12 protein-coding genes are annotated in these 11,856 nt (G+C 66.9%); 8 read left to right on the forward strand and 4 right to left on the reverse strand.

Features of this window, described 5'->3' with window-relative positions:
- Positions 1–25 precede the first annotated feature (25 nt).
- The 8 genes from ACIHIX_RS18155 (at position 26) to ACIHIX_RS18190 (ending at position 6,866) form a co-directional block, all read left to right on the forward strand.
- Positions 26–1,045 (forward strand): monodechloroaminopyrrolnitrin synthase PrnB family protein, encoded by a 1,020-nt coding sequence (locus ACIHIX_RS18155; protein ID WP_399956658.1) that lies wholly within the window; start codon positions 26–28, stop codon positions 1,043–1,045.
- On the forward strand, positions 1,042–2,148 hold the full coding sequence (locus ACIHIX_RS18160) for a hypothetical protein (protein ID WP_399956661.1): 1,107 nt from the start codon (positions 1,042–1,044) through the stop codon (positions 2,146–2,148). The genes ACIHIX_RS18155 and ACIHIX_RS18160 overlap by 4 nt, the downstream gene beginning before the upstream one ends.
- A complete protein-coding gene (locus ACIHIX_RS18165; RefSeq protein ID WP_399956664.1) occupies positions 2,145–2,789 on the forward strand; it encodes a class I SAM-dependent methyltransferase in 645 nt (214 codons plus the stop codon). The genes ACIHIX_RS18160 and ACIHIX_RS18165 overlap by 4 nt, the downstream gene beginning before the upstream one ends.
- Before the next feature lie 21 nt (positions 2,790–2,810).
- A complete protein-coding gene (locus ACIHIX_RS18170) occupies positions 2,811–3,851 on the forward strand; it encodes a hypothetical protein (protein ID WP_399956667.1) in 1,041 nt (346 codons plus the stop codon).
- Positions 3,838–5,058 carry a hypothetical protein gene (locus ACIHIX_RS18175; protein ID WP_399956669.1) on the forward strand — a complete coding sequence of 407 codons (1,221 nt, stop codon included), beginning with the start codon at positions 3,838–3,840 and terminating at the stop codon, positions 5,056–5,058. Before ACIHIX_RS18170 ends, ACIHIX_RS18175 begins: the two co-directional genes overlap by 14 nt.
- Positions 5,055–5,813, forward strand: coding sequence for an aminoglycoside phosphotransferase family protein (locus tag ACIHIX_RS18180; protein ID WP_399956672.1), 759 nt, complete (start codon positions 5,055–5,057; stop codon positions 5,811–5,813). Before ACIHIX_RS18175 ends, ACIHIX_RS18180 begins: the two co-directional genes overlap by 4 nt.
- 21 nt (positions 5,814–5,834) lie before the next feature.
- Complete coding sequence (locus tag ACIHIX_RS18185; RefSeq protein ID WP_399956675.1) at positions 5,835–6,545, forward strand: HAD family hydrolase; 711 nt, start codon at positions 5,835–5,837, stop codon at positions 6,543–6,545.
- Between the two features lie 81 nt (positions 6,546–6,626).
- Positions 6,627–6,866: a hypothetical protein gene (locus ACIHIX_RS18190; protein WP_399956678.1), complete on the forward strand. Its 240-nt coding sequence runs from the start codon at positions 6,627–6,629 to the stop codon at positions 6,864–6,866.
- A 485-nt stretch (positions 6,867–7,351) separates the two neighbouring features.
- Here ACIHIX_RS18190 and ACIHIX_RS18195 read toward each other — a convergent pair whose 3' ends face one another.
- The 4 genes from ACIHIX_RS18195 to ACIHIX_RS18210 form a co-directional block, all read right to left on the reverse strand.
- A complete protein-coding gene (locus tag ACIHIX_RS18195; RefSeq protein WP_399956681.1) occupies positions 7,352–8,227 on the reverse strand; it encodes a phosphotransferase in 876 nt (291 codons plus the stop codon).
- On the reverse strand, positions 8,224–9,711 hold the full coding sequence (locus ACIHIX_RS18200; protein WP_399956684.1) for a helix-turn-helix domain-containing protein: 1,488 nt from the start codon (positions 9,709–9,711) through the stop codon (positions 8,224–8,226). The genes ACIHIX_RS18195 and ACIHIX_RS18200 overlap by 4 nt, the downstream gene beginning before the upstream one ends.
- Positions 9,712–9,794: 83 nt before the next feature.
- Positions 9,795–10,517, reverse strand: coding sequence for an HAD family hydrolase (locus ACIHIX_RS18205; protein WP_399956687.1), 723 nt, complete (start codon positions 10,515–10,517; stop codon positions 9,795–9,797).
- A gap of 2 nt (positions 10,518–10,519) precedes the next feature.
- Positions 10,520–11,581, reverse strand: a complete 1,062-nt coding sequence (locus ACIHIX_RS18210) for an XRE family transcriptional regulator (protein WP_399956690.1) — start codon at positions 11,579–11,581, stop codon at positions 10,520–10,522.
- Between the last annotated feature and the right edge of the window lie 275 nt (positions 11,582–11,856).

Raw genomic sequence — 11,856 nt, forward strand, 5'->3', positions numbered from 1 at the left:
GACACCGGGAGCCGGGAGAGGACTTATGACGCTCACCCACGACCTCGACTCGATCACGGCCACGCTCGACCCGCTCGGCGCCGACGCGGTGATGAGGGCCTTGCCCCAGGCCAACATCGCGGCCGACACCAGGTGGCTGCACACCCGAGCCGAGCGCCTCTCCCGGCACGCTGCCTCGATCCGTGACGTCGCCCCCGCCCGGGCCGCGTTACGGGACCTGGGCATGATCACCGCCTCCCTCGCCCGCCACACCTCCCGCCCTATCCCGCCGCCCGCCGTCGAAGCGGCCATGCTCCACCTGGGCGCCACAGCCGACGAGGTCCCCCGGGAGACCGTGTACTCCTACGCGACCCGCAACCCCCGTGGCCCCCGAAGGCGCTCCTTCACCGACACCCCGGGCGAGCACGTCTTCATCGACGAGGTCACCGACGCCAGCCACGCCCTCGACGACGCGATCCGGCACTGCGCGGGCATCCCCGAGGCGGCCAACCAGGAAGCGGCCGACGAGCTCGCCGCGACCGTCCACGAGCGGCTGCGAGCCTTCGCCGCACATCTGCTGACGGTCAAACGCACGCTGGCACCGGAGTACTTCACCGGTCTCCTGCGTCCGTACTACCCGCCCCTGGACATCGACGGGACCACCTACTACGCGCCGGGCGGCGCCCAGATGCCACTGCTCGTCCTCGACGTGATGATCCTCAGCCAGGCCGCCACCGGCAACCTCGCCGCCTGGTACGAGCAGTACCTCACCGACAACGTCCTCTACCTGCCGCCGCACCACCGTGCCACGGTCGACGCAGCCCGCCGGACTCCGGGTCTTGCCCGCCTCGCCCGCCACCACCCGCACCTGCGGCCGGCCGTCGCCCTGCTCATCGACGACCTGCTGCGCTTTCGCCTGCCCCACCGCCAACTCGCACGGGACAACATGGCCGTCCGGGATGACGGAGCCCTCGGCAGCGGCGGCTACACCACCAGCGCCCTCGACCGCCTGCTCGACGTCACCGAAAGCGCCCGCGCCCTTCTCAGCCCCGGGAGTCCCATATGAGCGCCTCCATCGACAGCGACTTTCCGCCCTTCCCGCTCGGCGCCCCACGCTCACCGCTCGCACTCGACCCCAGGCCCAGCAACCCGCCACAGACCGTTGCCGATCACATACGCCTGGACTACCCCAGCCGCATCAACGCCATGGCCCTGGACTCCAGCAAGATCGTTCCCAGTCAGGGCGCCTACCTCGCGGGCGAACTCCTCTTCGCCTGCGACCTCATGCGCCGCGTCGAGGTCGAGATCGTCGGCGACGGACCCGCCGTCCAGACCACCCCCGACTGCGACCACCCGGCCCTCGCCCGGCACGCCGCGCTGCTGATGCGCACGGCACTCGGCACCCGAGAGCGGCTGCGAGTACGGGTGAGCGCCCCAGACCTGCCCGCGCACCTCGGACTCGGCTCGAGCAGCGGGCAGATCGCCGCCGTGGCCGCGGCCGTCAACGAGCTCTACGGACATCCCGTCCCCGCCCGCCGGCTCGTCAAGTTCCTGGCACTCAACCACGGTGAGGAGATCGACCACGACGACGCTCACCTTCTGCCGGTCCAGTGTCTGGGCGGATCCGCGACGGCCGGGCTCATACCCGGCGCGGTCCAGGTGATCGCCGGCGCGCACGTGCCGCTGCTGCAGGCCGCCCTGCCCGAGGACATGCGCATCGTGCTCGGCATGCCCCACGACCCGGTGATCTGGGACGCCCGCGACAGCCTCGCCGCCGAGGCCCGCCACTTCGACGCCTTCACCACCACCGGCCGCACGTACGGCCCCGAGATCGCCTACCGGCTCCTGCACGACGCCTGGCCCGCCCTGCTCGACGGGGACCTCGGTCCGCTCGGCAGCCTGCTGTTCGACTACCGCTTCCGAATGGGGAGCCTCGCCAACTGCGCCTTCTCCCATCCCGAGTTGCTGGCCACCGGCGAGAAGGTTGAGCACATCTTCACCGAGCACCTCGCCGAGGTCCTCACCTTGTCCTCCGTCGGTCCCACCTTCGCCGCCCTCACCCGAAGGCCCGAACGGTGCGAGCAAGCGTTCGCCGACGCGGGACTGCGGACCGTGCGCTGCCGGCCGTGGAATAGCGGCTACACCCTCCACGGCCAGGAGGAACAGTGACCCACCCCAGACCGGCGCCCACCGGCACCTACTGGAACGACCGCGCCACGGTCGCCGCTTTCGCCGAGCTGCCCACGCCGCCCTACCTCGCGGATCTGCTCACCGCCCCGGTGCCCGACACCGCCCTCGCGCTCGACGCGGGCTGCGGTGCCGGCCGGAACGTGCCCGCCCTAGCCGCCGCGGGCTACCAGGTCCTCGCGATCGACCTGCACCCCGGCATGCTGCACCAGGCCCGCCGCCACGCCGGACCCCGGACCGCCTTCGCCGAAGCCGACGTCACCCGCCTCCCTCTGGACGACCGGAGGGCGTCCCTCGTCGTGTGCCACGGCGTCCTGCACAACCTCCACCACCGTGACGCCCTCTCCACGGCGCTGCGCGAGCTGCACCGGGTCCTTCTCTCCGGCGGAACGCTGTCGCTGAACCTCTTCACCGCCCATCACGTCGACCCGTGCCTCACTCCCCTCGGCGACGACCGGTACGCCCTGCCGAACGGCCAGCACATGACGCTCCTTTCCCCCGAGGACCTGCTCTGCTTCATCCATGCCGCAGGACTCGTCCCGAGCGGGGAAGCCGTGCAGTACCTCAGCCCGGGAGACCCGGGGCAGCGCTCGGTATGGCGCGCGATCCTCACTCGGCCGTAGCCCATTCCGAAGGGACCACTCGTGCTTCTCGTCGCGGCCACCACCGATTCGCCGACCGACCCCGGCCTCGCCTACGCCCATCTCAGCAACCCGGTGTCCGGCCCCGCTCTCGTCCTTGACGGGCCGACTCTGCGCCGTCAACGGTGGCACGGGCCCAACGGCGGCCGGCCGAAGGAGGCCGTCCCCGGGGTGTTCCTCGTCCCCTTATGGGCCTGCCATGCCGACGAATCCACCGGTGAGGCCGTCTTCTTCGTCACCGTGGAATGGCGTCCGGACGCCATCGTCCTGGCAGCCTTCCACCGCACCACCGTGTCCGCCGACGCGTCCGCAGATCTCACGGCGTGGGCCTGCCGCATCGCCGATGAGCGTGCTGCGGCGAACTTCCCGCTGCCCCGCCCCGGGCACCGCTCCGGACAGGGCCCGGAAGCCGAGGAAAAGATCACCCTCACCGTCCCTGCCAACCCCGCCGCGGTCGCCCGTCTGCTGCGCGATCACCTGCCCCCCACCGGTGTGCCGGTCAGCGGCCCCACCATCCACCGGCGCATCCTGCGCTCGGACATCTATCTGCCGCCCGGTACCGGACGGCGCGAATACGCCGCCCTCACACCCCGTTCCGACGGAACCTGGTGGGCCAAGGCCAAAGTCCTCAAGGACGGCCAGCTCCACAAAACCATCCGCCCCGCCGCCACCCATGACGAGGCCCTGGCCCAGGTCGCGGAAGTCCTCGGCCACCCACGCCTCATTCATGCCGGCCTGCTCCAGCGCGCCACCTGGGACCTGCCCTCGCCCGCCGACACGGACGGCCACTGGTCCACCGTCACCGTCGACACCACCACCCTCGCTCCGCACCCCGGAACCCTGCAGCAGGTCGAGATCGAGTACGGGGCCTGCTTCACCGCCGCCCCCGTCACCGCGACCGCCTCCCAGATACGGCAGTCCGTGGCCCAGACCGCCGACACCGTCGCCGCCGTCCTGACGGCTCACCACATCCCGCACGCCCGCAACGGCCAGAGCAAGATCGAACACTTCCTCGCAGCCGGAGATGCCGATGCCCGCCGCTGATCAGGTCATACCCATGCTCGACGCCTTCCTCGACGGCAACACCCATGCGGCCTCCCTCGACACGTGGTGCACCGAGAAGATCACCGTCCAGCTCAGCGGTCTCACGATCTCGGTGCTCGCATCTACCAGCACCGCGACGACCTACGTACAGCGCCTATTCACGCCGCCCAGCAACCTGTGGAACGTCGTACGCCCCGACCCCGCAGCTGTCGGCGTCACCGCGACGATGCGCTGTCTCGCCCTGCCCCGTGCTCGCGTCGCGGCCCTTGCCGAGCGTGTCCGTTCACGGGGCACCGGAGCGCCACGCCGTGTATTGATGCACGTCGGTGCCCCGGCAACATGGCACAAGATGCCCGGCGGCCCGGTACTCCTGACCGATCCCGATGCCGGGATCGCGCCGCAGCTCATTGTCCGCCACCCCGACAGCTTCACCGTCATCACCTGCGACGACACCGACGCCACGATGAACGCCGCCCGGCATCTGCGGGAGATCGGCTACCGGCGGGCCGAGGACGACGGCTGGGTGTGCCTGCACGCCTCGGCCGCCACTATGAACGGCCGCGGCATCCTGGTCGTCGGCGACTCCGGCGCCGGCAAGTCCACGCTCGCGCTCGCGCTGGCCGCGACCGCGAAGGGCGCCTTCCTTTCCAACGACCGCACCATGATCACCGCTTTCCCAGGTGCTGCTCCACAGGCTGTCGCCATGCCCGGCCCGATCAGGCTCAACGGCGGCACCCTGCAAGCACTCGGATACGCGAGCGCCGAGCAGTGGGACCTCACGCGCCCCCAGTCCACGATGAACACCGACTGGCAGAACTTCCGCGGCTCCAACAAACTGCACATCCTCCCCTCCGAATGGCATGAGCGCACCGGCACCCCACTGGCCACGACCTCAACCGTGGATCTCGTCGTCTTTCCGCAGGTCATCCAGGGCTCCCACGAGCTACATCTGCAGGCGCTGTACCCCGAACCGGCCCGGGAGCTGTTGGGCGCTCAGTGCATGTCGCCGGGCGACAACATCTACGTCAGCGACTGGCTCAGCATCCGGACGAGCAACCCCGACGCCCTCGCGCGCAACGGCGCCCGTGTTGTCGACGCCCTCGCCGACCGGCCGGCTGTCAGCCTGCGCTTTGGCACCCTCACCCCGTACGCCGCCGTCACCGAGACCGTGCGCGCGGCCTTCAACAGCCCCGCTTCAAGCCGATGAGCGCCACAGTGATTCCCCCGAGCAACCGGCTCCTCCGCCTGCCCGGCGCCGTGGCCAAGGTCTACCGCGAGCCCTGGCGCGCGCACACCGAGAAGGCAGCTCTGCAGAGGCTTTCCGAGGCCGGCATACGAGCCCCGTCCGTACTCGCGGGCGGTTCCGTCCGGGGCCGCCGACTGCTGATCCTGCGACGTCTGCACGGCACGGCGCCGGGCAGTGGTGAGGAGGCGCTGCGGCGGGTCATCCCCTACCTGCATCGTGTCCACCAGATCACCGGCCCGGGCTTCGGTCGTCTCTTCGACCCGGGGGCCGCAAGCTGGGGAGACTACCTGCGCGAGCGGCTCGTCTCGTATCAGGCCGCGCTCGCCCGCCACGGATTCCACGAAGCCGCCGCCACGGCCGAGGCACTGGCGAGTGCGCTCCCGCCCGAGCCGGACGCGCCTCGTCTCCTGCACAACGATCCGGAGCCGGGGAACTTCCTGTTTCGGCCAGCCGGTACTGCGGGCCTCGACTGGGAGCTGGCGATCTACGGGGATCCGAGCCTCGACTACGCGCGGGCCGCTCATGCCTTCGCTGTCCATCCGGTCCATCTGAGCCGACTCCTCGCCGACCACGGTATCCCGTGCTCGGAGGAGACTTTGGCCGCCTACCGCTCCGTTCACCTGCTCGGACGGCTCATGTCGGCAGTCACCGCAACCCCGGCCGATCCCGCGGCTGCCCAGCGCCACGCACGAGACCTCATCACGAAAACCCTCTGACGACGCGACAGCGAGGCCACCATGCCGGCACGTCACCCCCAAATCGGCCCCCCGGCCGCCCAGCACTCGTCCACCTCACCAGCCGAACGCGACCCGCTCGGCGCCGCACCCGCCGACGGCTGCCCGGCACCCGGCACCTGCGATCACGGGAATCCTCCGGACCTGGACCGCTACGACGCGGTGCTCTTCGACTGGGACGGAACGCTCGTCAACAGCCACCCTCTCAACTTCCGCGGCCTCTCCCGAGCCTGCGCCGACTGGGGTCTCACCATGGACGAGTCGTTCTACACATCCAAGATCGGGACCTCCGGGGCAGAGCTGATCAGTGAACTGTCAGCCGCCACGGGGACCCACGTGCCGATCGACGAGGTTGTCGCCCAGTGTCTCGACCTGATCCTCGATGAGATCGCCGAACTGCAGACATACCGACCGGTGGTTCAGCTTGCCGAAACCCTGCACGGCCGCGTGCCCTTGGCCATCGCCTCGGGCGGTGCACGCCGAGCCGTCCACGCCGGCCTCGACGCCACCGGGCTACGCCCGCTATTCGCTGACGTCATCACCGGCGAAGACGTGCCTCGGGGTAAACCGGACCCCGGCCTGTTCCTCCTGGCCTCGGCCCGCCTCGCCGTCGCACCAGCCCGCTGCCTGGTCTACGAAGACTCGACCGAAGGCGTTCAAGCGGCCAAGACCGCCGGCATGGACGTCGTGGACGTTCGTTGTTTCCGTACATAACCGAGCGCGTCATGTCTGGACGTGAGCGACAATCGTTCCTCCGGGCATGGTGCCCGGCCGACACGATGCACGGGGCGGTTGATGGAGGACGTACGGGAGCTGCTGGCCGAGTACGGTCAGTGTCACAGTGACGAGGTGTCGGATGAGGACAGGCACCGGCTCCTGGTCAACGTAGTGGCGGCCCTGATCCGGCGAACTGACGCCGAGGCGATGGTGGACTACCGCTCGCCCGATGAGCCAGCCGTGTTCTTCGAACTCGCCGGACGCGACTACGTGATCACCGTGACGGCCGCGTCAGGCATCGATGTGGCCGACCGGTGAGGGACCTTTACCAGCACGGATTCGAGCTCGCCTGCAAGTGCCTGTGGCCGCTCGTCGCAGCTCAGAGCTCCGTGAAGCGCGGCACCCCTGACGACTTCGGCAACGTTCACCCCGGCCGTGTACCCGAGAAGCAGCGCCCCAGGAACCTCGATAGGTTCGACAAGCTACCCAATGCCTTCAAGATCGCATATGTGGCACAGGTTCCAGGCTGGGAGTCATTCGAGAGCTTGCTCAATAATCGCCGCCGGAACACGATTGGGCACGCGACAGCACATCGGCCTCCAGACAGGCCACATTGTCAGCGATGATGGCCCCTCCGGGATGACGTATCTCGAGTTTCTCAGCGAGGTCCTTGGCGTCTTCGAAGCGCTTTCGACCCTAGCCCAAGCGCTCAGGGCCAGTCGAGTCGCCTCCTCGCCAGAATTCGACTCTAGAATCACGACGCGAACCTGAGGACGCGAACGGTAAGCACATACACAGGAAGCTCATGCGGCACTCCACTGAGCTTGACTGTCCTCGTTCATGAGCGTTGCAATGCGATGATTCAATTGCCTTGCGGCAGCTTCGTCGCCGCGGTCAGCTCTGCGAATGAAGGATCCAAGCGTATGCAGGTCCCGAATTCCGCAAAGGACAGCGAGCCCTGACCAATTCCGAATGTCGTACCCATAACGAAGACTGAAGTCGTCCAGTTCCCTGACGCTCCGCCCGAAACGGGCACCCTGGAATGTGTTGGCCAAGTCGATTTCCCGCGGACCAATCGCGACCTCGTCCCAGTCTCCGAGCCTGACGTTTGGCGCGTCCCACAGCGTGTTTCCCGGGTACGCGTCGGCGTGTATATGGCCATAACCGAGCGGGAAGTCCAAACTCCGGTAAGCCTTCAAAAGTAGCGCCTGCCGAGCCGCCAACCAGTCTCGTTGCAGAACCGTAAGGTACGTGCTGGAACTGAGCGTCAACTTCAGTGAGGAAAGGGGTTGAAATTCCGGCAGCTCGAAGGGCGGGGTCGGCAGATCGTGGAGCGACCTCAGCAGACTTCCTAGGTGGTGGGCTGCTGGCGCGCCCGACCCTGTCTGCGGGTAGTGCCGCCAGAAGGTGACGGTGTAGGGAGCGCAGACCACTGGCTGGCGAACATCCGCAGGCTCCGTGGCTGGGAAGCCGTTCGCGACAAGCCACCGAGTAAGCAACACAGAGGTTTCAAGACGCCCTTGCTGCGCAGCGGGGCTGACGCGTACCACCACATCCCCAGCGTCCACTAGGAACACCGAGGTAGCGTGGTGATGAAGCGGTGTGAGGGACTTGTTTGGCAAGCCCGATGCTCGACAGGCGATACGGGCGGCGGACTCAGGAGAGACCGTCGTTGTCATGAGGCGATGACCTTCGCTCGGGTGTCGATGACCTGATAACCGCGGGCCGCGTCTGCCAGCTCGCGAGCCCGTCGGGTGCGGGCGAATCGTGGATCCTCCAGGAGCCTAGCCACTCCATGCATGGCATCACCAAGTTGGCGGATACGTCGATCTTCGGGCAGTTCGAGGATGGGTTGTAGCTGTTCGCCAGCGCCTTCGACTTCGCCTGCGGCGATTCGTGCTGTCACGATATCGAGGCGTGCCAGCGCCTCATCACCGTAGGACCGCAGCTCCTGCGGCCCGCTTTCATAGAGCCGGATCGCTGCGGTGGCATGTTCTTCTGCCAATCGGTGCTTGCCGAGGAGGGCGTAGGTGCCGCCTATGTAGTACGCCTGCTTGGCCACCGGAAAAGTGAGCAGCCCACCAAAACGAGTCAGACCATTGGGCTCTGTCCGAAGCTCCCGGGCTCGCTTGACCTCATCGAGCGCGGCGATTGCCCTGTCTGAGTCTTTGAGGCGAGCGGCGGTTCTGGCTTCGATCGCGGCGATCCTGGCCCGCGTCTCACCTTCAGACGCAAGCAGCATGGCCTGCTGTGCGTAGTCCAGGGCAGCCTGTTGCCGCGGTGACCACTCCGCGAATAGGGCAGCCGTGCCCTTGACCCACGCCCGCAGATCATCGTGATCGGCGTGCTCCGCCAGAGTCCAGGCCGTCTGGAGCTGGGCGACTGCGGCCCCTTCATCTCCCAGATTCTGGGATGCGTGCGCGATAAGAAGGCAACTCGTGCCAGCGAGGAGGAACAGCTCGCGCGCCTGTCGAGGCGGCTGTCGACCTTTGAGCAGGAAGAAGATGCTGTCCCGCGTCGACACGAGGTCTTCGAATAGGGAGTGCAACGGAGCATGCACGTACTCGGCCGCAAGACGGGTGATTTCTGCTTCCAGCTTCACGAGCTCAACGTCACTCACATTGCTATTCGTGATTTCCTCAACGAACTGCAACGACTGCGCTGCAGCCTGCGCTGCCAGATTACAGGAATCCGATGTCCGCCGACCGCTTCCAGAGTTCTCCTCAATTAAGGAAGGACGCTCTAACACAAGAAGTTTAGGTGCTGCCGGCTGGACGCCGCCGAGTGGCGCCGGGAGAAGCTCGTCAGGCGCACCGATGCCATTGAGGAACTGCGCGACCTTTTCAAGGCTTGTTAAGCGGCGGCTCCCGGCTTCGAGCATTGACACGTACCCCTGGCTCAGCCCAGTCATGAACGCAATATCATCCTGGCGCAGGCCGGCTGCTTTGCGAACGAGTCGGCTTACTCGGCCGAATTCCCAAGCCGCGATGGCGGTCCGGACTTCAGTCTCTCGCCAGACTACGTCCGGGACACGAGGGGCGGAGCAGACAACGAGGCGCTGGCTGCGTGCGCAGGTGGCGCATAGAGGCTCTTGGTTGTACTGGCTGAGACGGCAGCCACAGCCACCACACACACGGCTGTGCTTCTGCATCACGCCCCCCATTCCTCTTCTTGCACCTGACAGCGTATGTTCCACGCGACTGCGCCGATATCACTCCAGTGATATCGAAGTGAAGGCCAGACCAGTCACGCATCATCCGTGGTCAGCATCGCGATGGCGTCCAGAAGTCGAGCAGGGTCTTCAAGGCTGTCGAGGACAACATCAGCTCCGGCGGCTGCCAGTTCGTCAAAACTGGTCTTGCCTGACGCGATACCAATCACAGCCGCTCCGCCCTCAAGTCCCGTACGAACATCCTCAAGGGAGTCTCCGATGATGACCGTATTGGAGCGCGTGAACGACGTGCCGTATCTGCCTTGAGCACGGTGCTGAGCCACAGAGACGAGAGCGGGGCGGTGATCGTCATCAGAGGAGTACCCGCCGATCTCGGTGTCGAGGAACCCTTCGAGTTGGAAGGCTCTCAGCTTCAGAAGCGCGTTGGGCTTGAGGTTCCCCGTGACAACGGTCGGCACGAGGTTCGCCTGCCCATGCACTGCCTGGAGGGCAGATACTGCACCGGGCAGTACGAACCCGAGGCGCCGAAGATCTTGAGCGTGCGCGGCGAGTCGATGCGGTAGGAGGTCCACCATACGCGGCAGCAGCCGGGGAACCTCCGGCTCAGAGACGCCGTTGTCGAGGAGCAGCGATCGGATAGCGAGGGGCATGGTTACCCCTGTGCCCCTGGCGGGAAGCCGGTCCGCCGGCCGCCCGACGATCTCGGAAAAGGTCTCGCGGTAGACCTGCCGATCGATGTCTCCGACGTACAACAGCGTGCGGTCGATGTCCCACAGCACGAGGATGCGACGGGCCATGGTTAACTCCTGCTTCTTTTTCCCTGCATAGCGAGGGCTCGATCCAGGACGCCTTGAGCGTAGGGGCTTTGGCCGGCCGCGCTGAGTTGGTCGAGCATGCTTTGAACGTGCTCTTTGAAGCGGGCGGACTGAAGGTGCTCGGCGAGGTCGAGAGCCTCGTGTGCCACTGCACAGCTGGCTTCGAGATCGCCTTGTGCAGCGTGGGCTGTGGCAGCGCGCGACAGGAAGAGCCCCTTGGTTCGCTGGTCTCCAGGGTTGAGCGCCTTCAATGCTTCAGTGAAGCTCTCGGCAGCACGACGTGGATCACCTAGATCGAGGTAGCAACTGGCAGCCTGGCCGTGAATCTCGCCTTCGTTGATCCAGTACAGCCAGTGCGGATCACGATCTGAGCGCCCTTGAGCACAGAGTTCGGCCGCGCGTCCAATCGCAGCCAGTGCCGATTGACGTTCGCCGAGCTTCGCGTGTCCACGGGCCTGCCGCGTCAGCAGCATGGCTTCGAGCGCCGGAGCGCCGAGCTTCCCAACTGCCTCCCGAGCTCGCTGCGCCGCCGTAACGGCACGGGATGGCGCCCCTGTGGAGTATCCGTAGATGGCGATGTAGGAGAGGGCGCCGGCGCCGAGCCGCACGTCCCCCGACGCCTTGGCCGCGCGCAGAGCCGCATACAGATACCCCAGGGTTCCGTCGCGGTCACCGGAGTCGAAGGCGAACCATCCCGTCTGCGTAGCTGTGTCGGCAATGATGGCTGCGAGCTGCTGGCCTGTCGCCTCGTCGTACGTCGTGTCTTGCGCGAGGTGCTTGAGGAACGACAAATGCTTGTCGCCGAGGGTTTTGAGCGTGCCGCTGCCAGCGGTCGCGTCCATCGTGCGCAGATGGTCTGTGGTGTGCTGGAGACTGCCGAGCAGTACCTGGGAAAGGCGGCTTCCCTCTGCCGCACGACGGAGTGGCTCCGCTTCGGCTGCATCCCACTGATTCACGAAGGCCGTCAGTGCCACGCCTCCAGCGGCGAGGAATCCTCGACGGTGCATCGCGCTGCCCTCCATCGCTATCTCCAGTGCCGCCACCATACGGGCCGTGGTCCAAGGCAGGCTCGGGTCGGCATCGCTGGGGACCGGGACGGAGCCATGCACGGATGACGTAAGCGTGGACCGCGGCAGGGGAAGTGGGACAAGCTCGGCCGGGACGGAGAGACCCGAAAGGAATCGGACAATCCTGTCGATATTTGTGAGTCGGCGACTGCCTGCCTCCAACATGGACAGGAACGCCTGACTCAGGCCCGTGAGTTGGGCCAAGTCGTCCTGCCTGAGGGAACCGCGCAGCCGGATCAAACTGCTGACTCGCC

This window comes from Streptomyces sp. NPDC051913, from assembly GCF_044593635.1.
Classification (GTDB): Bacteria; Actinomycetota; Actinomycetes; order Streptomycetales; family Streptomycetaceae; genus Streptomyces.

What these genes read in the sequence shown, in the direction of transcription:
- ACIHIX_RS18155 (WP_399956658.1), top strand. Translation starts at nt 26, where the DNA reads ATGACGCTCACCCACGACCTCGACTCGATCACGGCCACGCTCGACCCG.
- ACIHIX_RS18160 (WP_399956661.1), top strand. Translation starts at nt 1,042, where the DNA reads ATGAGCGCCTCCATCGACAGCGACTTTCCGCCCTTCCCGCTCGGCGCC.
- ACIHIX_RS18175 (WP_399956669.1), top strand. Translation starts at nt 3,838, where the DNA reads ATGCCCGCCGCTGATCAGGTCATACCCATGCTCGACGCCTTCCTCGAC.
- ACIHIX_RS18180 (WP_399956672.1), top strand. Translation starts at nt 5,055, where the DNA reads ATGAGCGCCACAGTGATTCCCCCGAGCAACCGGCTCCTCCGCCTGCCC.
- ACIHIX_RS18185 (WP_399956675.1), top strand. Translation starts at nt 5,835, where the DNA reads ATGCCGGCACGTCACCCCCAAATCGGCCCCCCGGCCGCCCAGCACTCG.
- ACIHIX_RS18190 (WP_399956678.1), top strand. Translation starts at nt 6,627, where the DNA reads ATGGAGGACGTACGGGAGCTGCTGGCCGAGTACGGTCAGTGTCACAGT.
- ACIHIX_RS18195 (WP_399956681.1), bottom strand. Translation starts at nt 8,227, where the DNA reads ATGACAACGACGGTCTCTCCTGAGTCCGCCGCCCGTATCGCCTGTCGA.
- ACIHIX_RS18200 (WP_399956684.1), bottom strand. Translation starts at nt 9,711, where the DNA reads ATGGGGGGCGTGATGCAGAAGCACAGCCGTGTGTGTGGTGGCTGTGGC.
- ACIHIX_RS18205 (WP_399956687.1), bottom strand. Translation starts at nt 10,517, where the DNA reads ATGGCCCGTCGCATCCTCGTGCTGTGGGACATCGACCGCACGCTGTTG.
- ACIHIX_RS18210 (WP_399956690.1), bottom strand. Translation starts at nt 11,581, where the DNA reads ATGGTGGCGGCACTGGAGATAGCGATGGAGGGCAGCGCGATGCACCGT.